At 63.5% G+C, this 24,830-nt stretch carries 22 protein-coding genes and 1 tRNA gene; 12 read left to right on the plus strand and 11 right to left on the minus strand.

The features are described 5' to 3' along the window. Positions 1–105: 105 nt before the first annotated feature. The 3 genes from BSG17_RS06140 to BSG17_RS06150 all read right to left on the minus strand — a co-directional run bounded on the left by BSG17_RS06140 (position 106) and on the right by BSG17_RS06150 (position 4,628). Positions 106–1,119 (minus strand): WD40/YVTN/BNR-like repeat-containing protein, encoded by a 1,014-nt coding sequence (locus BSG17_RS06140; RefSeq protein ID WP_089822099.1) that lies wholly within the window; start codon positions 1,117–1,119, stop codon positions 106–108. A gap of 51 nt (positions 1,120–1,170) precedes the next feature. Further along, positions 1,171–4,131, minus strand: coding sequence for an excinuclease ABC subunit UvrA (gene uvrA / locus BSG17_RS06145; RefSeq protein ID WP_089822101.1), 2,961 nt, complete (start codon positions 4,129–4,131; stop codon positions 1,171–1,173). Between the two features lie 140 nt (positions 4,132–4,271). Further along, entirely contained in the window at positions 4,272–4,628 is a 357-nt protein-coding gene (locus BSG17_RS06150; RefSeq protein ID WP_089822102.1) for a cell division protein SepF, read from the minus strand. Positions 4,629–4,765: 137 nt separating this feature from the next. Here BSG17_RS06150 and BSG17_RS06155 point away from each other — a divergent pair, with 137 nt between their 5' ends. After that, positions 4,766–5,449, plus strand: coding sequence for a DUF1028 domain-containing protein (locus BSG17_RS06155; protein ID WP_089822104.1), 684 nt, complete (start codon positions 4,766–4,768; stop codon positions 5,447–5,449). 37 nt (positions 5,450–5,486) lie between these two features. Here BSG17_RS06155 and BSG17_RS06160 read toward each other — a convergent pair whose 3' ends face one another. Continuing rightward, positions 5,487–5,966, minus strand: coding sequence for an RNA-binding protein (locus tag BSG17_RS06160; RefSeq protein WP_089822106.1), 480 nt, complete (start codon positions 5,964–5,966; stop codon positions 5,487–5,489). A 137-nt stretch (positions 5,967–6,103) separates the two neighbouring features. On the opposite strand from BSG17_RS06160, the gene BSG17_RS06165 reads away from it, so the two are divergent. The 9 genes from BSG17_RS06165 to BSG17_RS28905 all read left to right on the plus strand — a co-directional run bounded on the left by BSG17_RS06165 (position 6,104) and on the right by BSG17_RS28905 (position 14,873). Beyond that, entirely contained in the window at positions 6,104–6,412 is a 309-nt protein-coding gene (locus tag BSG17_RS06165; protein WP_089822109.1) for a DUF7562 family protein, read from the plus strand. A 39-nt stretch (positions 6,413–6,451) separates the two neighbouring features. Next, the gene (locus BSG17_RS06170) at positions 6,452–7,264 is read left to right on the plus strand and encodes a GIDE domain-containing protein (RefSeq protein WP_089822111.1); all 813 of its coding nucleotides are present in this window, start codon (positions 6,452–6,454) and stop codon (positions 7,262–7,264) included. 45 nt (positions 7,265–7,309) lie between these two features. Continuing rightward, entirely contained in the window at positions 7,310–8,629 is a 1,320-nt protein-coding gene (locus BSG17_RS06175; RefSeq protein ID WP_089822113.1) for an RNB domain-containing ribonuclease, read from the plus strand. A gap of 178 nt (positions 8,630–8,807) precedes the next feature. Next, on the plus strand, positions 8,808–10,145 hold the full coding sequence (locus tag BSG17_RS06180; RefSeq protein WP_089822115.1) for a serpin family protein: 1,338 nt from the start codon (positions 8,808–8,810) through the stop codon (positions 10,143–10,145). 56 nt (positions 10,146–10,201) lie between these two features. Continuing rightward, the gene (locus BSG17_RS06185) at positions 10,202–10,672 is read left to right on the plus strand and encodes a YbaK/EbsC family protein (RefSeq protein ID WP_089822117.1); all 471 of its coding nucleotides are present in this window, start codon (positions 10,202–10,204) and stop codon (positions 10,670–10,672) included. A gap of 53 nt (positions 10,673–10,725) precedes the next feature. Then, positions 10,726–11,190: a hypothetical protein gene (locus tag BSG17_RS06190; RefSeq protein WP_089822119.1), complete on the plus strand. Its 465-nt coding sequence runs from the start codon at positions 10,726–10,728 to the stop codon at positions 11,188–11,190. A 1,334-nt stretch (positions 11,191–12,524) separates the two neighbouring features. Next, a complete protein-coding gene (locus tag BSG17_RS06195) occupies positions 12,525–13,025 on the plus strand; it encodes a hypothetical protein (protein ID WP_139246557.1) in 501 nt (166 codons plus the stop codon). A gap of 354 nt (positions 13,026–13,379) precedes the next feature. Beyond that, the gene (locus BSG17_RS06200; RefSeq protein WP_089822123.1) at positions 13,380–14,381 is read left to right on the plus strand and encodes a tyrosine-type recombinase/integrase; all 1,002 of its coding nucleotides are present in this window, start codon (positions 13,380–13,382) and stop codon (positions 14,379–14,381) included. 339 nt (positions 14,382–14,720) lie between these two features. Next, positions 14,721–14,873 carry a DUF7837 family putative zinc-binding protein gene (locus BSG17_RS28905; RefSeq protein ID WP_449271714.1) on the plus strand — a complete coding sequence of 51 codons (153 nt, stop codon included), beginning with the start codon at positions 14,721–14,723 and terminating at the stop codon, positions 14,871–14,873. 1,357 nt (positions 14,874–16,230) lie between these two features. On the opposite strand, the gene BSG17_RS06205 is transcribed toward BSG17_RS28905, so the two are convergent. The 4 genes from BSG17_RS06205 to BSG17_RS06220 all read right to left on the minus strand — a co-directional run bounded on the left by BSG17_RS06205 (position 16,231) and on the right by BSG17_RS06220 (position 18,873). Then, positions 16,231–16,302: transfer RNA gene (locus BSG17_RS06205), tRNA-Ala, on the minus strand. Between the two features lie 113 nt (positions 16,303–16,415). Then, the gene (gene rpsJ, locus BSG17_RS06210) at positions 16,416–16,727 is read right to left on the minus strand and encodes a 30S ribosomal protein S10 (protein ID WP_394327959.1); all 312 of its coding nucleotides are present in this window, start codon (positions 16,725–16,727) and stop codon (positions 16,416–16,418) included. Continuing rightward, entirely contained in the window at positions 16,724–17,992 is a 1,269-nt protein-coding gene (tuf, locus tag BSG17_RS06215; RefSeq protein ID WP_089822127.1) for a translation elongation factor EF-1 subunit alpha, read from the minus strand. The genes rpsJ and tuf overlap by 4 nt, the downstream gene beginning before the upstream one ends. A gap of 293 nt (positions 17,993–18,285) precedes the next feature. Then, positions 18,286–18,873, minus strand: coding sequence for a riboflavin synthase (locus BSG17_RS06220; protein ID WP_089822128.1), 588 nt, complete (start codon positions 18,871–18,873; stop codon positions 18,286–18,288). 93 nt (positions 18,874–18,966) lie between these two features. Between BSG17_RS06220 and BSG17_RS06225 the strand changes: the two genes are divergently transcribed. Next, positions 18,967–19,608 (plus strand): DUF502 domain-containing protein, encoded by a 642-nt coding sequence (locus BSG17_RS06225; protein WP_089822130.1) that lies wholly within the window; start codon positions 18,967–18,969, stop codon positions 19,606–19,608. A gap of 19 nt (positions 19,609–19,627) precedes the next feature. Here the strand turns inward: BSG17_RS06225 and BSG17_RS06230 are convergent, their stop codons facing one another. Continuing rightward, a complete protein-coding gene (locus tag BSG17_RS06230; RefSeq protein ID WP_089822132.1) occupies positions 19,628–21,496 on the minus strand; it encodes an SLC13 family permease in 1,869 nt (622 codons plus the stop codon). 100 nt (positions 21,497–21,596) lie between these two features. On the opposite strand from BSG17_RS06230, the gene BSG17_RS06235 reads away from it, so the two are divergent. Further along, on the plus strand, positions 21,597–21,848 hold the full coding sequence (locus tag BSG17_RS06235) for a DUF7533 family protein (protein WP_089822136.1): 252 nt from the start codon (positions 21,597–21,599) through the stop codon (positions 21,846–21,848). Here the strand turns inward: BSG17_RS06235 and BSG17_RS06240 are convergent. Next, positions 21,845–22,957, minus strand: a complete 1,113-nt coding sequence (locus BSG17_RS06240; RefSeq protein WP_089822138.1) for a M24 family metallopeptidase — start codon at positions 22,955–22,957, stop codon at positions 21,845–21,847. The two genes, BSG17_RS06235 and BSG17_RS06240, sit on opposite strands and share 4 nt — an antisense overlap. A gap of 7 nt (positions 22,958–22,964) precedes the next feature. Next, complete coding sequence (locus BSG17_RS06245) at positions 22,965–24,809, minus strand: UvrD-helicase domain-containing protein (RefSeq protein WP_089822141.1); 1,845 nt, start codon at positions 24,807–24,809, stop codon at positions 22,965–22,967. Positions 24,810–24,830 lie beyond the last annotated feature (21 nt).

A 24,830-nucleotide genomic window follows, 5' to 3' on the forward strand; every position in this document is an offset into this window, starting at 1 on the left:
AGTAAGTATTTGGTAAGTTCCTATAGTGATAGTCTGGTTAGAAAATAACTCTTCGAGCGTAGTATGTTACCGTAGCACGAACATCACCGACGGCGATAGTTCCTCTCAGTCGACGACGACGAGCCCGCGAATCGGCTCCGACTCAAAGGACTCCGGCCACTCGATGGAGAGTCGCCGCCACGAGTCGCCCGAATCCGTCGTGTGGAACAGCCCCTGGTCGTTCGCGGCGTAGAACTCGCCGCCCGTGTCGCCCGCGGCGAGCACCGCCCGCGTCACGCCGTCGCCCGTCGGCAGTCCGCGGCCGTCGAGCCGCTCCCACTGCACTCCCTCCGCGTGTTCGCGTTTCCGATAGACGTACGTCTCCGCCCGCGAGGCCGTGTGCGCCGCGTACGCCCCCGACGCCGACGAGACGAGTACCGTCCTCGGGTCGGCCTCGTCGACGACGACGCTCCAGCAGTAACGGTGGCTTAACCCCTTCTGTGGATACTGCCACGTCTCGCCGCCGTCGCTCGTCTCCGCGTACCCGTCTCCCGCGGCGGCCCACGCACGACCCGGTACGTCGGGGTGCGTCGCCATGCTGTGGGTGTCGATGCGCGACGAGTCGACGCGGCCCTCCCACGTTTCCCCGCGGTCGTGCGTCTGGACGAGCGCACCCGCCTCGACGGCGACGTAGAGGTGCGACGGGTCGACGGGGTCCACCTCGATCCATCTGACGTGGTGCGTCTCGGGCCGCGGCGGGAACGACCAACTCGAGGCGGAGGGGAGGTCGGTCAGCCCGGTCTTCTCGGTCCAGACGTCGCCGCCGTCGGTCGAGTGGTAGACGGCGCTCGGTTCCGTCCCGACCCACACCTCCTTGGGGTCGTCGGGGTTCGTCGCCAGTGCCGTGACCGCGCCGCTGTCGACGACGCTCTCGCCGACGCGTGACCACGTGTCGCCGCCGTCGTCGCTCCGGAGCACGCCGGCGTCGGACGTGCCGCAGAAGAGTCGCCGTGGCTGGTCGGGGTGGACCGCGAGACACGCGAGTGCGTGCTCGGAGAGTCGCGTCGAGGGCTGCCAGTCGCCGGGACCGCCGTCGACGACGAGGAGGGCGTCTCTCGTCGCCACGTAGAGGGTTACCATGGCTGACGGTAGGCGCAGGAGGTGGGAAAAGGCTCCGTCGAGGAAGTCGTCTCAGTCGTCGTCGCTGATCGGCTTGGCAGGCTGCCGCTTGTCCGCACGCGGCCCCTCCGCGTCGACGTCGGGGAGCAGATCGCGCAGATACTGACCGGTGTGGCTCTCCTCGGTGCGGGCGACCTCCTCCGGCGTGCCCATGGCGACGACCTCGCCGCCGTTCTCGCCGCCCTCGGGACCGAGGTCGACGACGTTGTCCGCGTTCTTCACGAGATCGAGTTCGTGTTCGACGACGACGATGGTGTTACCGTTGTCGGTCAGTCGCTGCAGCACGTCGATGAGCTTGCGCTCGTCCTCCTTGTGGAGCCCCGTCGTCGGTTCGTCCAGCAGGTAGAGCGTCTCGCCGGTCTGCTTCTTCCCCAACTCTTCGGCCAGTTTGACGCGCTGGGCCTCGCCACCCGACAGCGTCGTCGAGGGCTGGCCGAGCGACATGTAGCCGAGGCCGACGTCTTTCAGCAGTTCGAGACGACGGCGGATCTGGGAGTTCGCCTCGAAGAACGCGTGGGCCTCGTCGACCTCCATGTCGAGGACGTCGGCGATGGTCGCGCCCTTGTAAGTGACGTCGAGCGTCTCGTCGTTGTAACGCGCGCCGCCACACTCCTCACAGGGGACGTAGACGTCCGAGAGGAAGTTCATCTCGATCTTGACGGTTCCCTGTCCGCCGCACTCCTCACAGCGACCGCCTTTGACGTTGAACGAGAAGCGACCCTTCTCGTAGCCGCGCTGCTTGGCCAGCTTCGTCTCGGCGAACAGCTCGCGGATGTAGTCGAAGACGCCGGTGTAGGTGGCGGGGTTCGACCGCGGCGTCCGGCCGATTGGCGACTGATCGATGAGTCGCACCGTCTCGATGTCGTCGTGTCCTTCGATGGCGTCGTGTTCGCCCGGGTCGACGCTCGTGTTGTCGTTCATCTGTCGGGCGAGCCCCTTATAGAGGATATCGTGCATCAACGTCGACTTCCCGGACCCCGAGACGCCGGTGATAGCCGTGAACTGGCCGACTGGGATGGGGACGTCGAGATCCTTCAGGTTGTGCTGGCGTGCGCCCTTGACGACGAGTCCGCCTTCCGACTCTCGGCGTTCCTCGGGGACCGGGATATCCCGTCGCCCCGAGAGGTAGTCGCCGGTGACGGAGTCCTCTGCCGCACAGACGTCGTCGAAGTCGCCCTGCACGACGATCTCGCCGCCGCGTTTGCCCGGACCGGGGCCCATGTCGATGATGTTGTCCGCCCGCCGCATCGTCGCCTCGTCGTGTTCGACGACGATGAGCGTGTTGCCGAGGTCACGCAACCCTTCGAGCGTGTTCAGCAAGCGGTCGTTGTCCCGCTGGTGGAGACCGATCGAGGGTTCGTCGAGCACGTAGAGCACGCCGACGAGCCCCGAGCCGACCTGTGTGGCGAGTCGGATTCGCTGTGATTCGCCGCCCGAGAGCGTCGCCGCCTCGCGGTCCAAGGTGAGATACTCGAGCCCGACCTCGGTCATGAAGCCGAGTCGAGCGCGGATCTCCTTCAGGATCTCCTCGGCGATGGTGCGCTGGCGGTCGGTGAGATCCGCCTCCATCCCTTCGAAGTGGTCGAGCGCGTCGCCGATGCTCAACCGGTTGACCTCGGTGATGGCGGTGCCGTCGACGAGCACCGACCGGGACTGCGGTTTGAGACGCGTGCCGTCACAGGCGGGACACGTCGTCACGGCCATGTAGTCCTCGATATGCTCGCGCGTGCTCTTCGACTCGGTCTCAACGTGGCGGCGTTCGAGGTTCGGGATGACTCCCTCGAACCGTTTCTCCTTGCGGCGGGTGCCGTTCTTCGTCGACCGCTCGAAGACGACCTCCTCGTCGGTGCCGTAGAGGAACTGTCGCTGGACGTCGTCGTCGAGGGTCTCCCAGTGGGTCTGGACGCTCACGCCGAAATGTTTCGCCACCGACTTGATCCGGGTGCGGTAGTACGAGCGTTTGTAGCTCCACGGCTCGAAGACGTCCTTCAGCGGCTTGCTGGGATCCTGGACGACGAGCTCCTCGTCGATCTCCTTCGTGTTGCCGATCCCCTCGCACGCCGGACAGGCGCCGTGCGGCGAGTTGAACGAGAACGACCGCGTCTCGATCTCCGAGAAGTCGATGCCACAGTGGGTACAGGCGAGTTCCTCGGAGAACTCGACGACCAGTCGGCCGTCGTCTTCCCCCGCGAGGTCACCCGTCGCACGAGCGGTAGAGCCGCCGAGTGCCGTCGCGGCCTCCTCGCTCGGGTCCGGGACGACGACTTTCAGCACGCCGTCGGCCCGCTCGAGCGCCGTCTCGACGCTGTCGGTGATGCGCGACCGCGCCTCCTCTGCGACTTTGATGCGGTCGACGACGACGTCGACCGTATGGTCGTAGTTCTCGTCTAACTTTGGCCGGTCTGTGGTCAGGTCGTACTGCTCGCCGTCGACCTCGACGCGGGCGTACCCGTCGGCGACGAGGTCGTCGAACAGATCCTCGAACGCCCCCTTCTGGTCGCGGACGACGGGCGCGGCGATCTTCGCTTTCGTCCCCTCGGGGAGGTTGAAGATGCGTCGAACCATCTGCTGGGCGCTCTGCTCGCCGACTTCGCGGCCACACTCCGGACAGTGCGGCGTTCCCACGCGCGCGTAAAGAAGACGGAGGTAGTCGTGGAGCTCGGTGACCGTCCCGACCGTCGAGCGGGGGTTGTTGGCGGCGTTCTTCTGGTCGATGGAGATGGCCGGAGAGAGCCCCTCGACCGATTCGACCTGCGGTTTGTCCATCTGTCCGAGGAAGTTCCGCGCGTAGGCGCTCAACGACTCGATGTAGCGACGCTGGCCTTCGGCGTAGATCGTCTCGAAGGCGAGCGACGACTTCCCCGACCCGGACAGGCCGGTGACGACGGTGAACTGCTCTCGCGGGATAGCGACGTCGAGGTCCTTGAGGTTGTGCTCCTCGGCCCCTCGGACCTCGATGTAGTCTTTGCTCATCTGGAACTCTCGTAAGGGGAGGACGCCTGAAAACTCGTCGGTTCCCGAAGGTCGCGAACCGTACTGTCACGCCGTGACAAGGGTACGGACGGGGAACGAGAGGTCGGGTGCTCGCGAGAACGGCGAGGAGGGACGTCGTCTCAGCTCAGTTTCTGTCGGGAGATGGAGATGCCCGTCGGAGTGACGATGAGTTGGTCGTCGCCCTTCTGGACGATGTCGCCGTCGACCTCGTGGGCGACCTGCTGCAGTTCGTCGATGATGTGTTCGACCGTCCGGTCCTGCGTCCGGAGGCGCGTGATGTCGGCGATGACGAAGTCGCCGTCGTAGACGGCGTCCTTGATAGCGACGACGTCCTGCTGGCCGCTGATCTCGGCGATGTGGACCGTCGTCCCCGCCTCGCCGCGGGCGGTGTCGAAGTCGTCGAGATCCAGTTCGACGTAGTCCTCGTTGGTGTGGTTCTCGCCGCCACCAGTGAGGAGTTTGTCCATGATGCCCATGCGATGTACATCTCACTCTCGCCCCATTAGTTCTTACGTCAGACGACGGGCTGACGTGGAACCGGAACGGATCGGCAGAGGACGGACGTCAGCGGCGACAAGGGGAGCTTTTTGCGACCGGAAGTCGACTGCCGACTGTGACCTTCAGTATCTGCGTCCGCGAAGAGTACGTCGACAGCGACGGTGACGACCAGACTCGGTTCGGCGTCGCCGTCACCACCCGACTGCCCGGCGTGGGAGCGCTTTGCCCGTTCGCGAGCGAGGACGGCGCCGTCGCCACACAGAGCTACACTAACGTCGAACTGGGTCGCAAGGGACTCGACTATCTCGCCGACGGACTCGCCGTCGACGACGCGCTGCAGGCGCTGCTGAACGCCGACGACGAACGGGAGAAACGCCAGCTCCACGGCCTCGGCCGCGAGTCGACGTTCGCCTTCTCCGGCGAGGAGTGTCGCGACTGGTACGGGCACTACGAGGGCGAGAACGTCACCGTCGCGGGCAACCTGCTCGCTAGCGAGTCGGTCGTCGAGGCGACCGCCGCCGCCTACGAGGGAAGCGACCGCGGAGAACCGCTCGCGAAGCGACTGATAGACGCGCTGGCCGCAGGCGACGCCGAAGGCGGCGACAGACGCGAGGACCTCCCGGTGCAGAGTGCGGCGCTGGTCGTCGCGTCGACCGAGAATCAGGAGTTCGAACCGTACTACAACGATCTCCGGGTCGACGCGACGGAGACGCCGATGCGCGAGCTCCGCGAGACGTTCCACGAGGCGAGACGCGGCTACGAGTTGGCGCTGGACAAGTACACCGCCGGCGACGAGTGAGCGTCGGGTCGTCACCGAACTACGGCGGACTCTCGATCTAGACGCTGAACTCGTACAGCTCGTCGCCGACGTGGTGGACCGACTCGACGACCTTCCCGGAGTCGCCGACCATGTCGTCGCCGGCGACCAACGCGCGTCCGACGGCGAGCACCTTCCCGTGGGTCTCCTCTTGGATGACGATGAGATCGTCCTCGTCGATGTCGGCGTCGGCCTCGACGATGCCGGGGCGCATCACGTCCGCGCCGTTGCTGACGAAGGAGATGGCGCCGGCGTCGACCGTGACGACGCCTTTCGACGGCGAATGCTGGTTCGCACCGCGGACCGTGAGGAACGGTTCGTCGTCGACGTAGAGGACGAGCGGTTCGCCGTCGACGAGCACGACGTCGAACTCGGAGTCGGCCAGTTCGACCAGTTCGTAGCTGTCGCCGTCGAGGTCGACGCCGAGGCTCTCGGCCATCGTGTCTTCGATCTCGGCGACGTCGTCGCTGCGCAGGTGGTGCCGGGATTTGACCTTCATACACCCACGGTACGCCGCACGGTGGATAAATCGCCCGTTCCGTGTCGGTCTCCGCCCCGAGACGAACACCGTCGTGCTCCGTGCTAGCTATTGACATTGCAACAAATGCTAAGTGACCGAAGCGCAATGTCAGTTCCATGTGGCGCTCCCGGAGCAACCGGGACCGAGAGATGGTGGTCTGCATCGCCTGTGGCAGTTCACTCAGCCGCGCGGACGCCCGCGAGTACGACAAAGAGGGCGACCGCTGGGAACGACACGGCAAGGAGTTCGAACACCTCTGTAAGGCGTGCTACCGCGATCTCTGTCATCAACCCCGGAAGGAACTCGAGGCGCTCCTGGGCGACATCGAGGAGCACGGTCTCTCTCAGGAGGAGTTCCTCCGCCGCTACCTCGCCGAGGTCGAGGCCCGGTACGACCCCGAGAGCCGAGAAGAACGCGAACGGTAGACACGCAGACGTTTTCTCCGCCGCCTCCCATCTCGAGCTATGCAGTTGCCCTTCTTCGGCGTTCGGACGCTCGTCGCCGTCGCCTTCGTCGCCGTCGGCGGCTACGTCGTCGTCCGGTCGTTCGAGTCTTCGATCCTCGCCGTCCGCCTTCTCCGCACTGGTCGTGTTCCCGTCCGCGAGTTGATGGAGGAGACCGGGCGACAGATGACGCTCGTCGGGACGGTCGAAGCCGTCTCGGACCACGACCCGCTCGTGGGACCGTTCTCCGGACGGCCGGCGGTCGTCGTCGGCTACGAGGTGAGAGAGGAGCGGACCAGCCACGACGCGAACACGAACACCACCCGACGACGGTGGGAGACGATCGACGAGGGGTGGGCGGGCGTCCCGTTCGTCCTCGCGGACGACACCGCGAGCGTCCGCGTCGACCCGGCCGACGCACAGTTCACCCTCGGCGTCGACGAGTCGACTCGCGTCGCCGGCGGTCGGCGGCCGCCGGAACGCATCCGTTCGTTCGTCGAGACGAACGACCGCATCGACTCCGAGGAGACCGGGTTCGACGTCGGACCGATCCGCCTCTCGACGGGGCGCGACCGGAAGTACGTCGAGTACCGTCTCGAGGTGGACGACGAGGTCACCGTGCTCGGGACGCCCCGGCCCGCCCGCGGCGAGGTCGGACGAGTGAACGCCGTCGTCGACGGCGGGTCGCCGTTCGTCGTCGTCGACACAGACCCGTGGTCGGCCGCCGTGCGTCTCCTCGGAGGGTCGTTACTCCCGCTCCTGTTCGGCGGCCTGTTCGCCGTCGTGGGGTTACTGTTGCTGTTCGGTGGTCGGTTCTTCGCCTTTTTCCCCTGACCGCACCCCGACACGCATAACTACCTCTCTACCTTTGTCGAAACTATGTCAGACGAGACGACGGACAGAGACGAGCAGGCCCATGCGGGGACGGCGGAGGGACAGGGGCCGGTCCGCATCTCCGAGGAGATCGACCGCCATCTAGCGAACAAACGCGAGGAGCTGTTCGAGGAGTTCGAGATCCGTGACAAGTTCCCCTCGGCGGTACTGGAGGAGGCCAAAGAGCGAACCAGCGACGTCCAACAGGAGATCCAAGACGAACTCGACCACCGGCAGGATCTCCGCGAGCTGACCACGTGGACGACCGACCCGGTCGACGCCCAGGACTTCGACGACGCCATCAGTATCGCAGAGGAGGAGGAGCACTACCGCCTGTGGGTTCACATCGCCGACGTGACCCACTACGTCCACCCTGGGTCGGAGATGTGGGACGAAGCCGTCAAGCGTGGTAACACGGTCTATCTCCCCGCCTACACTATCCACATGCTCCCGCCTGCGCTGGCCGAGACGGTCTGTTCGCTGGTCCCGAACGAGGACCGACTGGCGCACACAGTGGAGATGGAGATCAAGAAAGACACCCTCTCGTTCGAGAACATCGAGATCTACAAATCCGTCGTGCACTCCGACGAGCGTCTGACCTACACGCAGTGTGAGCGCCGCCTCGACGACCCTGACCTCCCACTCCACGAGGAGAACGTCCTCGTCTACGACCTCGCCGAACAGCTCCACGAACAGCGTAAGGAGGACGGCTCGCTCGTGCTCAACCCGAGTCGCGACCGTGCCCACACCATCATCGAGGAGTGCATGCTGAAGGCCAACAAAGCCGTCACGCACGAACTGATGTGGAACCGCGGCGTCGAGGCGATGTACCGCGTCCACCCCCAGCCGACACCCGACCAGTGGGACAAAGCCCTCAAAGAGATCGCCGAACTCGACGGCATCAACATGTCCGGGGCATCGTGGGACGACCCCCGGAAGGCGGTCAACCAGGCACTGGAGAGCGCCAGCGGTAAGAACCTCAACAAGGTCCAGCGGGCCGTCCTGAAGGTGATGCCGCGCGCGAAGTACATGAACGACCCATTCGGCGGTCACTACGCGCTGAACTTCGACATCTACGGTCACTTCACGTCACCCATCCGACGGCTGTCGGACCTCATCAACCACTGGATCGTCCACGAGAACGACGTTCCGGAGGATCTCATCGAACTCTGTGACCGCGCTTCCGACAAGCAGAAGGACGCCGAGACGGCCGAACGGCTCTACAAGCAGTTCATGGAGGAGATCGGACTCAACCCCTACGACGTCAACAACCGCGGCGTCGAGGTCGTCGAGGACGACGAGATCGACGGCGACGTCGAGTACTGAACCCGTCGACCCGTTCCGCCCTCTGTCCCGTCGTCTCCGGGATAAGTGACTCACGACGTCGTGTCCCCGATTATCGCAGCTGGCTTGCCGGGTGGTGTCGGGGATGTCCCCGGCCGTCACTCAAAGGGGTCTTTGACTCTACAGAAGGGGTTTATCGCGTCCTCACGCAGTAGTCGATATGTCCCCGAATCGACGCGACCTCCTCGCCCTCTCGGGCGCACTCGCCGCCGGTGGGCTGCTCGCTGGCTGTCTCGCTCCCGTTCAGGGAGACGACACAGTCACCGTCGAGAGCGACGAGAGCCCCGTCACACCGGACGACGTCGGAGACGACGTGCTCCGGCGTCTCGTCGCCGACAACACCGACTTCGCGCTTGACCTGCACGGCACGCTCGCCGAGGCCGACCCGAACGCCAACCGCTTCGTTTCGCCGTACAGCGTCTCGGTCGCACTGGCGATGACGTACGCCGGTGCGCGTGGGGAGACTCGCCAGCAGATGGGCCAGACACTCCGGTTCTCGCTCGCCCGTGAGAAACTCCATCCGGCGTTTCACACCCTCCGGGGACAGGTCAACGGAGAGACCGACGGCGACGCCGAGAGCGACGACAGCGAACCGCGTCCCTTCACGCTGACCGGGGCGAACGCGCTCTGGGGACAGGAGGGGTATCCGTGGCGCGACGCCTACCTCGCGACGGTGGAAGCGAACTACGGTGCCGGGTTGCACGCGGTCGACTTCGCGTCAGACGCCGAGGCGGCCCGCCAGACGATCAACTCGTGGGTCGCCGACCGGACCGAAGATCGGATTCGGAACCTCCTCCCGAAAGGGTCGGTTCACGGCCTGACACGACTCGTGCTCACCAACGCTATCTACTTCAAAGCGAACTGGCAGCACGAGTTCGACGAGGAGAAGACGACATCGCGGGAGTTCACCGCGCTCGACGGGTCGACCGCGGAGGTACCGACGATGGAGGTGACCGAGGACTTCCAGTACGCGGCAGTCGACGGTCACCAACTCGTCGAGCTCCCCTACGTCGGCGGCGACGTGAGCATGGTCGTCGTCTTGCCGCGTGACGGCCGGTTCGAACAGTTCGAGCAGCGCCTCGACGCCGCGCGACTGTCGACCCTGCTCGAAGCACTCGACGAGCGCGAGGGGACGCTCCGACTCCCGAAGTTCACCTTCGAGTCGGCGACGAGTCTGAAGCAGACGCTCTCGGAGCTCGGGATGCCCGTCGCGTTCGACCAGAACGACGCGGACTTCTCCGGGATGGCTGATCCGGAGGCAGGGAAGCTGTTTATCGGCGACGTGATCCACAAATCGTTCGTCGGCGTCGACGAGAAGGGGACGGAGGCCGCCGCGGCGACGGCGGTGACGATGGAGGTCTCCTCCGCCGAGGTGGACCCGCCGAAGCCGTTCGAGATGACCGTCGACCGACCGTTCCTGTTCGCGATTCGTCACCGTCGGACCGACGCGGTGCTGTTCCTCGGGCGGGTCGTCGACGCTGCGGCAGCACGGGAGTGAGCGCAGCACTCGCAGCCACGCGTAGCTTTTTCTCGACTCGCTCGGTCACACCGACCATGCATCCCAGCGCCGAGCGGTTCGTCGGGGAGGCCCACGACCGCTACGGGTTCGACCCGGTCGTTGAGGAGTTCCCCGAGGGGACGAAGACCGCCGCCGACGCCGCCGACGCCGTCGGCTGTCAGGTCGCACAGATCGCGAGCAGTATCGTCCTCGTCGCCGACGGCGAGGTCGTCGTCTCGGTCACGTCGGGGGCGAACCGTGCCGATCTGGAGAAGGTGGCCGCGGCCGTCGGTGCCGACACGGCGCGGATGGCCGACGCCGACGAGGTGAAAGACGTGACAGGGTGGTCGATCGGCGGCGTCCCGCCGATCTGTCACGCGACGTCGCTGCCGGTCGTCTTCGACGAGACGCTGACGGGGTTCGAGACGGTGTGGGCCGCCGCGGGGACGCCGACGGCCGTGTTCGCGGTGTCGCCGGCGGAGCTGATCGAGATGAGCGGCGCGGAGATCGTCGACGTCGCCGAGTGAGAGACCGGTTGCCGGCCGAAACAGACTCCAGTCCGCCGCCCGTCGCATCGACCATGAGTACCCGATACGACACCGGAGACGTCGTTGCGACACCGGACGGACGGGGCGTCGTCGCCGCCGTACTCACCGAGGAGTTCGAGTTCCCACAAGGGACCGACGAGACGACGTCGGTCGACGCGAGCGACGACAGCCCCGCCTACGTCGTCGGCCTCGACGGGTCGGGATCGGCGGTGTACCGTGCGTCGGCGCTCGAAGCGACGGAGTTCGACGGCGACGTGCCGGACGTGGAGGGCGACGCCGAGACCGCGGTGGTGAACGAGGACGTGAACGGCCTCGACGACCTCCCGGAGGGGTGGGACCGCGAATCCGTGTTGGAGTACTGGTCCTCAATCGGCGGGAGTTGGGAGTCGGCTGTCGACGACCTGACCGACGAGTTCGGCGAGGAGCGCGCGAAGCAACTGGCGAGTGCGACGAAAGACGAGTTGCTCCGGACCGAGCGGTGGCGGAACCGGTTCTGAGGCTCGGCGCTGTCTCTCTGTCGACGACGAGTGGGTTGATCGAACGGGTCGAAGACGACTGTTCTCGGTCGCGAGCGACAGCGAACCGACGCCGGCTCCTCGCTTCGCTCACGGCAACACCGTTGCAGCGCTCATAGAGCGTCGTGGAGAACGTGACTGGACTTGGCAGGATTTGAACCCGGGGTCTCTCCCGCCTCGGCACGGCACCCAAAGGTACGCCTCGGCGGGCCGCAAGCCGAAGGCCGGGCGATGACATTGCCCGGAGCCACAGACGTAACCATTCCGTCTGATTGGTGGTCACCCACGACAGCCAACCGTGACGAACCTCGAACCACTCCGACCGGAGAAGGCCGTTGAGCTGTACCTGATCAGCTGCGAGGACGGAGTGGCGAAGAAGTCGCTAGAAACAGTCGAAAGACGAACAGATGGAACCTCGGCGGAAATACCTCGACAGCCTGTAGGCAGATAGCCGGGCCGCATCCCTCTTTTCGGATAGCGTATCACCAACACGGTCGTTGCTCACTGTAGAGCGTGTACTTATAGAGACTATCAGGTGCTAATACCATGTCCTTCAGGGCGTGGATACAGCACCATCTTTGGTTGTGAACACTGTAGCCCGAATATACAACTGCTCACACGTCGTTTCTGTGATTGTCGTTGCGATGGTTCTCCATCGTGATAGACTGTCCGAAAACTGGCAGTTGATTTGGTGTTTGCCTCATCAAAACGTAAGCCTTCGGACGACCCAACCGACACAAAATAATCAGGTAACTCCGAGTCCTTTACAGGAGTAACGGTAGCGTGGCCCTGCCAGCACTTGTCGGATGTTAAACCGTAACTCTCCCAACTCAGCGGGCCTTTACTCGTGGGAGGCCCGCGTCTTTAGGCGTGGGAGGAGGTCACGATAAATCGTTTAGCAACCGCGTTCCGGAAATATCGCGATCCGTATCGGAATGGCAACATTACGCAGCGGACACTGACTACCGTTACGAGATTCAGTCCGCTGTATTTCTTATTACGAGGAATAAACGATAGAAAACTTTTCGTGTGCTATTTGTTAACAGGTAACAATAGTTATGTGGGTGTGGATTGTTAGTATGACTTCACACAAAACTGTCTCACGCCGCAGTGTCCTTCGAAAAGGAGCGGTCGCCACAGGAGCGGTCGTCTGCGGTAGAGCAACAGCCGTCGGGAACGCAGTCGCGGATGACGAGCAAACGGGGGTCGCGGCCCAAATCGAGGGTCACGGCCATTACGCGTGGTTTCCGAAAGGACCCGAGACGTGGGGGCGGTCAGCAAAACCGTACGATATGCAAGACGGGGATAGTCGATGGATGGCAGAGCCCCAATCTGATGGGAGCGTGCGCTGTCTCGCGCAGAACCTCGGGACGGAGCCGCCGAACCGGAATACGGGATTCGACGTCCATCTCGGGCGGCTTGGCACGATCGAAACCGTGACCGTCACCTCGCGAACCCTCCAGACCCCGCGGTGGAGACCCGCCGAATTGTTCTTCGGCCTGTACTTGGACAAAGATGAGAGCGGCGAGTTCGGGAGTTGGGAGCGCAACGACGACGGGACGGAGAGTGCCCTCGGCGCCGATACTGACGAGGAAGGACTCCTGTCTTCAGCCGCAAGCGGGGAGGTGACCATCGACGGCGACACCGTATTCGGCCTTTTTAATGCGGAATCCGAGGCGACACTGGCCGAGTTGCAGGAGGGAACTGTTGAGAATATCTCTGGGGAGACACTTACTGCTCTCTATATCGGCGTCGTCAACCGCGGAGAGGGCACAGACGAAGTAGTTGTCCAAGACCTGCGCGTCTCTCGGTCGTAGACGACGTGGTTCCCTCTTCTGCGGTAGTTTTCTCCCGCTCATCAGTGGGGATGAACTACACATAGAGACGGACGTCGTATGACTATCGAACGATGCGGCCTGCTCGATTTGCACCACGTATCTCTCGTGACGGTTGACTGAACAGCATCAACTCGTGATGAACTGAGGCTGGTTCTCTCGGGATTAGAAGGGGTGCGATATAGTCCGAACGTGTCTATTCTACCGTCTTTCTTCGCAGGCTCCTCGCTTCGCTCGTCGCGTAGCGCCGCGAAAATCGTGATGGACTCGCCGGGATTTGAACCCGGGGCCTCTCCTCGCTTCAGTCAGCATCTCCCGTGTTAGACAGGAAAGGCCATGACCCGACTAACACCGGAGAAAGCAGTAGAACAGTACCTGAAAGCACAACACGACCTCACACAGAGTACCCTCACGAACCACAGGTACAGGCTGGGGAAGTTCCTCGACTTCTGTGAGACCAAAGGAGTGCGTTCTATGAGTGAAATCACCGGGATGCACTGTGAGGAGTTCAAGAACTGGAGAGTAGAACAAGGACTCAAACTGGTTACTCTCCAGTATCATATGCAGACGTTACGGAAGTTCCTACGCTGGTGTGAGGGCGTTGGTGCGGTTGAAGCAGGGCTTTCCGAGAATGTGATGATTCCTAAGGTGGACCCAGCAGACAAAGCCAGAGATGACCACATCAGTCATGAGACTGCATCGGAGATAATCGACTTCCTGTGCAAGTACCACTGGGCCTCCAAGGAACACCTCATTATTCACGTTTTGTATCACACAGGAATACGCCGGTCATCTCTGCATTCACTTGATGTGGAGGATTGGAACTCTGAGGAAGGTTATCTCGCAGTCAGGCACAGGCCACATCAGGGCACGAGTCTGAAATTGAAGGCAGAAGGCGAACGGAACATTTCAGTAGCAGATGAACGGTTAGCACAGGCCTTAGACGACTGGGTGACCGAACGCAGGCCAGATGTAGAGGACGAGTATGGGAGACAGCCTCTGTTAGCCACCAGCCACGGGAGAATGCACTTCGAGACCATTAGCAAGGTCTGCTATAGGGTGACCCGTCCGTGCTTCTATGCAGGCTTCTGTCCACATGAGAAGGATATAGAGACATGTGAATGGACACGACATGACCAACATAGCAAATGTCCCTCGTCTATCTCCAGCCATCCAATCCGGAGGTCCAGCATCACCCATCATCTTGACTCTGATGTACCCAAGGAAATCGTGAGTGAAAGGATGAACGTCTCTCAGAAGGTCTTGGACCAGCATTATGACGCGAGAGACTACGAACAGAAACGCGAGAACCGGAGGAAGTACTTGGGTGATGTGTAGCACATCGTATCTTTATGGGACGAAGACAGGATAGTCTAGTCGAGCACTCATTCGGTTTTACAGGACTTTCAGGTACCCCCTCTCGAAGTACACAGAAATTCTACGCTGGACAATGCGAATCCATATTCAAGCAATCAAGTCCTGAAAATGTATATTGACCAAATCACCAGACAATGGGCGGATTCGGGTTCCGAACTGCGAACTCTCTATCTCACGCAGGTCTCTCTGTGGATGTTGGTATACACCATGAACAGTCAGGGACATGGTTTATCTCTGTGTTCCACAGTTATCTTCCCCAGGAACGTAGTGTCACACGTTCCCATTCCCCCTATCATTCCCATGTCAAGCAAGCAGTCGTCTCTCGGTAGCTGTCCGGATTGTAAGTGTTCCCTGCCATCATCATCCCTCCTAATCGAGTATGAGAAAGCTGATGGCAGTATTGGCAAGTTTGCTGACTGTTCCCACTGTGATAAGGTTGTCCGGCCCCAATGACCGGGTCCTTCTCGAAGTCCAGAATAGTTCTAGTTTTGTGTGATGCCACCCTTTATCACCTGTGAATATTACTCTGTGAACCCGGCGATGGAATCCAGAAACTGCGGTAATATGTCAGAATATCATCTTTCAAAGTACCCTCTTTGTGGGCATGACTGTGGACATGAGGCGAATCTCCGCGAACACATCATGGTTGGTCATCGGAAGAGCGCAGTGGTCAACAAATTAATTTCTATCCTCCAAGACAATTAGATTATATGATGTATGATGCACTAGGAAATATGCCTACTGAGGAGAATAAGGAGAATGACAAGGATGTCACGCCACCACAAGATGGAGATGGGAACTACATTTGTGGGAGAAAGTGCGAGGATGGGAGCATCTGTAAACGAACCATCCGTGTTGCGTGGATGCCCTGTTATGACCACTTTGGCCAACCCGTGAAGACGGCTGATGAGGATGAGTAAGATGCCTGACCTTCAGCACATAACTGTGATCAAGTATCTACGGTACCAACTGTGCCTCAGAAGTGTCTAAATTGTGGTGTTCCTTCTTGTCAAGAACGGCTGCTTCGATTTTCGGGTGAGGACCGAATCGTAATGCATCTCTGTGAGAAGTGTTTTCGGGCCTATCTCACGCTGTCTTGGGTAGAGAGTGTGGAGAGATAGTCGACATTCCAGAAACATCTACACTCTCTGAAGACAATATACGCCCTGATTTACAATGTGCAGGATTCTCTTGCGTGGCGTTACTACTTCCTTTGGGGCGTGCGAGGCAGGTCCACTCTGTGCCTCAAGGACTCTGCGTCACACGTCCCGACTCTGTCAACCACTCCTTCATGTGAGATATCCAGATGGACCAAAGCCACAGAAAGGCCACAGTGGGCCTTCTTCCTTCAAACGTACCATAGGTAAGGAAATCATTCGGACACATCTCCAACGGCTAGCACGGCCATGTGGTGGATTCTGATGACCTCTCAGCAGGTACCCTGTCTCTTGAACCCAGAATCTACCCATATCCCTTCAAAATCCTCCTTCATAGGTATTGATAGGAAGATTTCGGGCATGATGGCTGGAACACCCACTGTGACTGTCACACTGATGTTGGTCAATGTTCTCCCCACTTCCCTCTATGATTCTGCACAACAAGAGGTATGAGTAGGCCAACAGGTGTCACAACGCCTATTGCGTATGATTTCATCTCTCCAGCTGTCTAACGCGGGTAGAGTGGAAGCCGAATTGAGGCACAGTCCAAGCCGGACACGAGTGGACTCAAGCTACTGAGACCCAGCAAATGGCGGCACGGTTTGCCTGCTGTTGGGTGCTGTAGTACGATTGTGAAGAAAGCGGGAAGGAAATGGACTCGCCGGGATTTGAACCCGGGGCCTCTTCCTTGCGAAGGAAGCGATCTGCCACTGATCTACGAGCCCGCGTCAGGACGATGCCTGCGTGCGTACTTAGTGTCTTCTGTTTCTGTTCGTCCTCTCTCGAAAGAGAGAGCGGAACTGCGGCGGCGCAAACGCCTTAGCGCCGGTCCCGTGCGTCAGTCTTCGAGAACGATCTCGATGCTGACGTCGTTGGGCACCTGGATGCGCATGAGCTGGCGCAGTGCGCGTTCGTCGGCGTCGATGTCGATGAGACGCTTGTGGACGCGCATCTCCCAGTGCTCCCAGGTCGCGGTCCCCTCGCCGTCGGGGGACTTCCGGGCGGGCACCTCGAGCGTCTTCGTCGGCAGCGGAATCGGGCCACTGAGGGCGACGCCCGTCTTGTCCGCGATCTCGCGGACGTCGTCGCAGATGTCGTCGAGGTCCTCCGGGCTGGTCCCGGCGAGCCGAACGCGAGCCTGCTGCATTATCGCTCGTTGACTTCGAGGACCTTCCCGGCCGCGATGGTCTGACCCATGTCACGGACAGCGAAGGAACCGAGTTCCGGAATCTCACCCGACGGCTCGATGCTGAGCGGCTTCTGCGGTCGGACCGTCACGACGGCGGCGTCGCCGGACTTGATGAAGTCCGGGTTCTCCTCGGCGACCTCGCCCGACTTGGGGTCGAGCTTCTGGTCGATCGCCTCGATGGTACACGCGACCTGCGCCGTGTGGGCGTGGAAGACCGGCGTGTAGCCTGCCGTGATGACAGACGGGTGCTGCATGACGACGAGCTGCGCCTTGAACGTCTCGGCGACCTTCGGCGGGTCGTCGGCCGGGCCACAGACGTCGCCGCGGCGGATGTCGTCCTTGCCGATGCCGCGGACGTTGAACCCGACGTTGTCACCGGGCTCTGCGCGCGGCACTTCCTCGTGGTGCATCTCGACGGTCTTCACTTCGCCGCCGACGTCCGACGGCTGGAAGGAGACGTTCGCGCCCGTCTCGAGGATACCGGTCTCGACGCGGCCGACCGGCACCGTCCCGATACCGGAGATGGTGTAGACGTCCTGGATGGGGAGACGCAGCGGCGCGTCCGTCGGCGGCTCGACCTCGGGGAGGTCGTTGAGCGCCTCGACCAGGTGCGGACCGTCGTACCAGGAGGTGTTGTCCGACTTCTCTGCGATGTTGTCACCCTCGAACGCGGAGATCGGGATGAACGTCGCGTCGTCCGCGTTGAAACGGACCTGCTTGAGGAGGTTCTGGACCTGCTCCTTGACCTCCTTGTACTTGTCCTCGCTGTAGTCGACGACGTCCATCTTGTTCACGCCGATGATGAGCTCGTTGATACCCAGCGTGCGGGCCAGGAACACGTGCTCGCGGGTCTGCGGCGCGACACCGTCGTCGGCGGCGACGACGAGGACGGCGTTGTCTGCCTGGGAGGCACCCGTGATCATGTTCTTCACGAAGTCACGGTGGCCCGGGCAGTCGACGATGGTGAAGTAGTACTCGTCCGTGTCGAACTCCTGGTGGGCGATGTCGATGGTGACACCACGCTCGCGCTCTTCGGCGAGGTTGTCCATGACGTAGGCGAACTCGAAGCCGCCCTTGCCCTTCTCTTCTGCTTCCTCGCGGTGCTGCTCGATGACGTGCTCGGGGACGGATCCTGTCTCGAACAGGAGTCGGCCCACGAGCGTACTCTTACCGTGGTCAACGTGGCCGATGATGGCCAGGTTCTGGTGGGGTTTGTCTTCGCTCATGGTTGAGTTCACGCGCTAAGGCGCTTCGTGGGGCTTCTTTCGGAGGATTCCCCTAAAACCATTTCGATACGCTGGCCGAGATACCCCGACGCCGTCGTGCGGTTATTGGAATTATGTGCCATGTGGTGAACCGACATACCGGGTCGAGCAGCGGGTGACGCTCGGGCGATGAACTCCCCGTCCGACGAAGTAACCAGGTGACGGGAGCGGTGTCCCGCCTCCGGTCGTCGACCGCGCGGCGACGCCGTCTCGCGCGCGACGAAAAACCCGGAACAGAGTCGACCGGCCAGCCGTCACCGATACCCGTCGAGCATGCTCTCGACGTACTTCGCCACGACGTCGACCTCCAGATGGACCGGGTCGCCCAGTGCCTTCGTCGAGAGCGCGGTCAGTTCGTAGGTCGTCGGGATGATGGCGACGGTGAACCGGTCGTCGCGTTTCTCGGCGACCGTGAGGCTGATGCCGTCGACCGTCACCGACCCCTTGTTTACGACGTACTGTGCGACCGCCTCGGGGAGCGTGAACTCGAAGAACCAGTCTTCGCCGACCTGCTCGATCGCCGTGACCTCGGCGGTCGTGTCGACGTGGCCCTGGACGATGTGGCCGTCGAACCGACCGTCCGCACGGAGCGCGCGTTCGAGGTTGACCGTGTCGCCGACGTCGACGGTGCCGAGGTAGGTCTTCTCGACGGTCTCGCTCGCGAGAAACACCTCGAACCAGTCGTCGCCGTACTCCTCGACCGTGAGACAGACGCCGCTCACGCTGACCGACTGGCCGTGGTGGAGGTCGTCGAACGTCGTCCGGATCCGGAGGCGACGGCCGCCGTCGGCGTCGGTGACGCCGACGACTGCGCCCGTCTCTTCGACGATACCGGTGAACATACTCGCTCTTGCAGTCGTCCCCTCGAAAGTGTTGTGTCTCTCGGTTCTGGGACGTCATGCGGTTTTTTGTCACACTCCGCCGCAGCAAAGGCCATGAGCTTCGTGGGTCGCGCTCGCAACAGTTTCGTCGCCGGGCTGATACTCGTCACACCGCTGGCGGTCACTATCTTTGTCCTCCAGTTCGTCTTCGTCCGACTCACCGGGATACTCGACCCAGTGGTCGGCGCGACACGACTGACCAACTACACGGCTAACATCGAGATCGTCGCCCAACTGCTCGCGGCAGTACTCATCGCGGTCGTCATCACGCTCCTCGGGTTTCTCGCCTCCTGGAGCCTCGGCCAGCGACTGTTCGGCGGGTTCGAGCGCGCCGTCGGCCTCGTCCCCGTCGTTCGGACGGTCTACTTCGGCGTCCGGCAGGTCTCGGAGTCGCTGACGAAGCGCGACGACCGCTTCGAGCGCGTCGTCCTCGTCGAGTACCCCCGGAAGGGAGTCTACCGACTCGGCTTCGTCACGAGCGACAGTCCGTCGGCGTTCGACGCCGTGACGGGTGAAGACACCGTCGCCGTCTTCCTCCCGCACAGCCCGAACCCGACGGCCGGCGCGCTGGTGATGGTCGCCCCCAACCAGCTGTACGAGGTCGACATGTCCGTCAGCCGCGGCCTCCGACTCGTTGTCACGACGGGGCTGACCGTCGACGAGGAGGAACTCCCGACCGGAGTGGTCAGTGACTAGGTCGGGGTCGTCTCGACCGCTACGTCGCCGGCGTGAACCCCCAGAAGACCCAGATACCGACGGTCGTCACCACCGCGAGCAACAGCTGCAACGGCGCACCCACCCGCACGTAGTCCGTGAACCGATAGCCGCCCGGACTGTACACCATCAGGTTCGTCTGGTAGCCGACGGGCGTCATGAACGCCGTGCTCGCCGCGAACGTGACGGCGAGGGCGAACGCGAAGGCGTCGGCACCGATCCGGATCGCGGTGTCGACGGCGATGGGCATCAGGAGGACCACGCTCGCGACGGGCGTGACGACGTTCGCGAGGAGGCCGGTCAACAGGTAGAACAGCGCGAGCACGAGCGGTACCGGGAGCCCTTCGGCGCCGCCCACGACGGCCTGTGCGAGCACCGCCGCGCCGCCGGTCTCCTGCATGGCGTGCCCGAGCGGGATGATCCCCGCCAGAAGGAAGACGACGTTCCAGTCGACGGCGTCGTAGGCCTCGTTCGGCGACAGGACGCCCGTGACGACCATCGCCACGATGCCGCCGAGCGCCGCGATGACGATGGGGACGACGCCGAGCGCCGCCAGCGCGATGACGCCGCCGAGGATGGCGAGTGCGGGCACCGTCGTCGGACTCAACCCCCGTTCTCGCTCCCGCAGGAGCATCTCCTCGACGAGCTCCCCGGTGACGAGGAAGTCGTCGTTCTCGGAGAGGTAGTCGGCCGTCTCCTCCGTGGTCTGCAGGAGCAGCGAGTCGCCCGCCTCGAGTTCGACCGACCCCAGCCCTTCGCGGATCAGTTCGCCGCCGGCACGGCGGACGGCCAACACCGTCGCGTCGTACCGCTCCCGCAGACGGGTGCTCCCGATCGTCTCGCCGACGATCGACGACGACCGCGGGACGACGAGCTCGACGAGCGACGTCTGCTCCGGGTTGTCGAGTTCCGCGTCGGTCACGGTCGCCCGTGGAAGGAGTCGAAGGTCGACGAGCGAGCAGAACTGCTGGATCGTCTCGGGGTTGCCGCGGACGGTGAGGATGTCGCGCGGTTCGATAGTGCGGTCGGTCTCGGTGACGATGAAGTGCTGGTCGCCGCGGACGACGTCGAGGACGTCGAGATCGAGATCGCGGTGGGCGTCCTCGATCACTTCGGCGGCGACGGTGCCGACCAGCGGCGACCGTTGCGTCACGAGCACGCGCGCGAGGTACGGTTCGACCTCGAACCGGGCCGTCCGATCGCCCGGCGGGACGCGCGCCGGGATGAGCGCACGGCCGACCGTGAGCAGGTAGATTCCGCCGACGACGAGCACCAGAACACCGAGATGGGTGAACTCGAACATCGAGAAGGCGTGGAGTCCGGTCTCGGGGTTCTCCCGCCCGAGCTGGGCGACGAGGTCGCTGGCGACGAGGTTGGTCGCCGTCCCGACGAGCGTGAGCGTCCCCCCGAGCATCGACGCGTAAGACAGCGGGATGAGCAGTTTCGACGGGGAGATCCCGGCGTTGTCGGCCAGCTCGGTCACCATCGGGATGAACACCGCCACCACGGGCGTGTTGTTGACGACGCCCGCGATAGGGCCGGTGAGACCGACGACCGCCGCCAGCAGGCGGTTCTCGCTCCCGCGAGTGAGTCGTGCCACTTCGACGCCCAACCGACGGACGACGCCCGTCTCCTGGACCCCCCGCGAGAGGACGAACATCGCGATTATCGTCACCGTCGCGGGGTTCGAGAACCCGGCCAACCCTTCCTCCGGAGAGACGCCGGTCCACGGACCGAGGACCACGAGCGCGACCACGACGCCGATGGCGGTGACGTCCGGCGGGAGTAGTTCGGAGACGAAGAGCGCGACTACGACGAGGACGAGCGCGAAGACGAGAACCGTCCCCGTAGAGAGTCCGAAGACGACCATGTCCTCCAGAGAGTTCCGGACGGCTTAGTGGTTCGTACGTCAGGTCGGGTGAACGCCCGGACTCGCGGGAGTTAAATCCCGAAGCCGTCTACCTCCGACGATGCGAGCATCGATGGGACTCATGGATACGGTCGGGTTGGCCGCCTCACTCGTCTTCGCTCTCCCGGTCGGTATCTTCGGGATGAACCGACTCCTCGACGGTCAGACGCTCCTCGGCGGGGGACTCCTCGTCGTTGCCGCCCTGATGGTGCTGCTCCCGCAGAAGCTCACGACGCCGATGGACGTCCCCCAGAAGATCGCGGGCAAGGCCGTCGGCAAGGCGGTCAAGACGCCCGACGACGAAGAGGACTAAGGGACGAGCGACGTCGAGCAGTCGACCAGCAGTTCACACCCCTCCTCGGTGACGACCGCGAGATCCGCGAGCGCCACCGTCCCTCTCTCCTCGTCCGTCGCGCTCGGGTGGACGGCGACGACGTTGCCGACCGTCGCCTCGTCGGCGAGCGACGGCCCCTCGCGTCGCGTCAACCCGACGCCGTAGACCCGGTCGCCCTCGGTCGCCGTCAGTCCGAACGACGACGCCTCGGCGACGGTCTCGGAGTGGACCCACCGAAGCGACTCGCCGGGGTCGAGTTCGTCGAGCGCGACGCGGCGGGCCGACTCCACGCCGACGTGCGCCCGCCGCTCCCACCCGCCGTCGCTGTCGACGACGAACGTCCGGACGAGCCTGCCGTAGTAGCCGTGCGGACCGCGCGGTGCGAGCGAGACGACCAGCGGCGTCCCCGCCGACAGTTCGACCGCCGACCGGGCGGTCGCCGTGCCGACCCGTACCCGGGTGTGGGCGACGTCGGCGACGCCCTCGCCAACGAGCGTCGCGTTCACCTGCCGGCGGAGCCGTTCGGTCGACAGCGGGGCGTCCTGCCAGTGGAGCGTCCCCTCCCGAACCGCGGCGTCTCGAAGGATCGACCGGGCGCGCTCCACTCCTCTGACTGCCGCTCGCTGGACGGCCCGCAGTCGGTCGAGTTCCCGGTCGGACTTCACCGCCCGCGCCTCGCGGACTGCTGGCGTCGACGCGAGGTCGTACCCCGCCGACTCGAGATAGACCGCCGCGTCGTGGGGGAGCTGTCGCGGGACGAGGACGGTCGCCCCGTCGGCCACGTCGCGGTCGGCGAGCGTGTCGACGACGCGCGTCCCCACCGGGTCGTCGGCTGCCTCGCGACGGACGTCGCCGGGGAAGTCGGCGGCGACGCGGTCGACGCTGCCGCCGGTGGCGTCGGCCGGCGCGCAGAGCGTCGCCTCGCCCCCCGCGTACACGAACCCGTAGTCGGACGTGGTCTCGGAGAGCGGAGCGAGATACCGCAGGTCGGCGTCAGCGTCGCCGACGTGGACGAACGCGTCGGCGTCCGCCGCGTCGAGCGCGTCGGCGAGGAAGCCATAGTCGGAGATCGGCTCGTCGACGGTCACGGCGGCGTCAGGGTTCCGGTTCGGGTGCGATCGGTTCTTGTGCCTCGGCGAGCATCTCCTCCAGCGGTTCGTCGCGAACCTCGTTGTGCAGGAGGACGCTGACGGGGAGCGTCGGCGCGCCGTCGACGAGGTTCTCGAGCAGGACGAGGCGTTCGCGGGCACGGGACATGCCGACGTAGAAGACGCGTCGCTCGTTGTCCGTCAGGATGGGGACGGGGTTCGTCGTCTTGGTGAACTCCTCGACGCCCTCGACGTCCTCGTCGTCGACGATGGCGGCCATCTGCTCGACGACCTTCTCGGTGAGGTCGGTCGCCACGAACACGTGGTCGGCCTCGCGACCCTTCGCGGAGTGGATGGTGCCGATGCGGACGCGGTTGGGGTCCATCTCCTTGTAGTCGCCCGCGAAGTAGGCCTTGATCGTCTTGCGCTGGAAACTCGTCACCTTCCGCACCATGTCCGACGCCGAGTTGCCGTCGGGCATGAACGGCGCGAAGTTCTTCACGTCTTCGGGTGCGATCTCGATCTCGGCGAGGTCGTCGGTGTCGGCGGCCTCCTCGCGGTCGTCGATGAGGTCGTAGAGGTCGTCGCGGTCGTTCGACCCGAACGCAGAGTCCTGCAGCATACCGGCGAGACGGCGGGCCTGCAGCCCCGTCACGTGCTCGCCGCGTTCCATCCGTTCGACGGCGCGGACGTACTGCGTGAGGCGGTCGGTCCACATCCGCTGGTCGGTGAGCACCTTGAACGGCATCCCCTCGCCGATGTATTCGTCGATGAACTGGAACATCTGGTAGCGCGCCCGGAACAGCACCATGATGCTCCCGTCGTCCTGCTGGACGGTGTAGCGGACGTTGCGGACGAGGTCCAGCATCGACGGGCTGTTGACGCCCTCGACGGCGCCGCCCTCCTTGCGCGGTTTGAGGTCCTTCTCCTGTCGTTTCTCGATGTGGCGGATCTCCCGGTTGACGACGTTGAGCACGTTCGACGGCAGCCGGTAGGAGTTCGGGAGGACGACGTCCTCCTGTCGCTCGGTGTCCAAGAGGAGGTTGGGGTCCGCACCCTGCCACGCGTAGACGACCTGGTCGTCGTCACCGGCGATGAGGACGCGCTCCATGTGGGGCTTCCACTCCTCGTAGACGTCGTACTGCAGCGAGGTGATGTCCTGGAACTCGTCGATGACGAGATAGTCGACGTTCGGCAGCAGCGAGCGCTGTTTCACGCGGACGAGCATGTCGGCGAACCCGACGAGGTCGTTCTCGCCCTTGTAGGCGCGCCAGCCACGGATGGCCTCGGGGATGTCGAGGCGATCGTCCGAACTCGGCCACGTCGGGGTGTACTTGTTGCCCTCCTGGGCGTTGGGGTCGATCTCCGGCGGGAGACGGACCTCCTCGACGTTCCACTGGAACGGGACGTCGTACCAGTCGGCGACGTCGCGACGGGTGCGCTGGAGCCACTGGCTCGTCGCGATGATCTTGTTGCCGAGCGTGGTCGAACGGGCTGTTCGACGACCAGCACCGCCGTACTCGTCTTCGTACTCGATGCCGAAGTCCTCACAGAACTCCTTCTTGTGCTTCTCGCCGACGACGTCCCCTCGCGAGAGGTTGAGCAGCTCGTAGGCCTTCGCGTGCATCGTACAGACGTTCCCCTGCAGCGCCCGGGGGGAGACGTCGAGTCGCTCTGCGAGTCGTTCGCGGACCTCCGCGGCCGCGGCGCGCGTGTAGGAGACGACGAGGATGTCACGGAAGTCGACGCCGTCCTGTTCGATGATCTCCTCGACGCGGTCGAGGAGCGCAGTCGTTTTCCCGCTCCCCGGACCGCCGAACAGCCGGGTGATGTGGGAGTCCGAATCGCTCATTATCCACGCTCACGCCCTGCC

Origin of the sequence: Halogranum amylolyticum (assembly GCF_900110465.1) — an archaeon.
Classification (GTDB): domain Archaea; phylum Halobacteriota; class Halobacteria; order Halobacteriales; family Haloferacaceae; genus Halogranum; species Halogranum amylolyticum.

Excerpts from the sequence above, each read along its gene's own strand:
- BSG17_RS06140 (WP_089822099.1), bottom strand. The coding sequence starts at position 1,119 with ATGGTAACCCTCTACGTGGCGACGAGAGACGCCCTCCTCGTCGTCGAC.
- uvrA (WP_089822101.1), bottom strand. The coding sequence starts at position 4,131 with ATGAGCAAAGACTACATCGAGGTCCGAGGGGCCGAGGAGCACAACCTC.
- BSG17_RS06150 (WP_089822102.1), bottom strand. The coding sequence starts at position 4,628 with ATGGGCATCATGGACAAACTCCTCACTGGTGGCGGCGAGAACCACACC.
- BSG17_RS06160 (WP_089822106.1), bottom strand. The coding sequence starts at position 5,966 with ATGAAGGTCAAATCCCGGCACCACCTGCGCAGCGACGACGTCGCCGAG.
- BSG17_RS06165 (WP_089822109.1), top strand. The coding sequence starts at position 6,104 with ATGTGGCGCTCCCGGAGCAACCGGGACCGAGAGATGGTGGTCTGCATC.
- BSG17_RS06170 (WP_089822111.1), top strand. The coding sequence starts at position 6,452 with ATGCAGTTGCCCTTCTTCGGCGTTCGGACGCTCGTCGCCGTCGCCTTC.
- BSG17_RS06175 (WP_089822113.1), top strand. The coding sequence starts at position 7,310 with ATGTCAGACGAGACGACGGACAGAGACGAGCAGGCCCATGCGGGGACG.
- BSG17_RS06180 (WP_089822115.1), top strand. The coding sequence starts at position 8,808 with ATGTCCCCGAATCGACGCGACCTCCTCGCCCTCTCGGGCGCACTCGCC.
- BSG17_RS06185 (WP_089822117.1), top strand. The coding sequence starts at position 10,202 with ATGCATCCCAGCGCCGAGCGGTTCGTCGGGGAGGCCCACGACCGCTAC.
- BSG17_RS06190 (WP_089822119.1), top strand. The coding sequence starts at position 10,726 with ATGAGTACCCGATACGACACCGGAGACGTCGTTGCGACACCGGACGGA.
- BSG17_RS06195 (WP_139246557.1), top strand. The coding sequence starts at position 12,525 with ATGGCAGAGCCCCAATCTGATGGGAGCGTGCGCTGTCTCGCGCAGAAC.
- BSG17_RS06200 (WP_089822123.1), top strand. The coding sequence starts at position 13,380 with ATGACCCGACTAACACCGGAGAAAGCAGTAGAACAGTACCTGAAAGCA.
- BSG17_RS28905 (WP_449271714.1), top strand. The coding sequence starts at position 14,721 with ATGTCAAGCAAGCAGTCGTCTCTCGGTAGCTGTCCGGATTGTAAGTGT.
- tuf (WP_089822127.1), bottom strand. The coding sequence starts at position 17,992 with ATGAGCGAAGACAAACCCCACCAGAACCTGGCCATCATCGGCCACGTT.
- BSG17_RS06220 (WP_089822128.1), bottom strand. The coding sequence starts at position 18,873 with ATGTTCACCGGTATCGTCGAAGAGACGGGCGCAGTCGTCGGCGTCACC.
- BSG17_RS06225 (WP_089822130.1), top strand. The coding sequence starts at position 18,967 with ATGAGCTTCGTGGGTCGCGCTCGCAACAGTTTCGTCGCCGGGCTGATA.
- BSG17_RS06230 (WP_089822132.1), bottom strand. The coding sequence starts at position 21,496 with ATGGTCGTCTTCGGACTCTCTACGGGGACGGTTCTCGTCTTCGCGCTC.
- BSG17_RS06235 (WP_089822136.1), top strand. The coding sequence starts at position 21,597 with ATGCGAGCATCGATGGGACTCATGGATACGGTCGGGTTGGCCGCCTCA.
- BSG17_RS06245 (WP_089822141.1), bottom strand. The coding sequence starts at position 24,809 with ATGAGCGATTCGGACTCCCACATCACCCGGCTGTTCGGCGGTCCGGGG.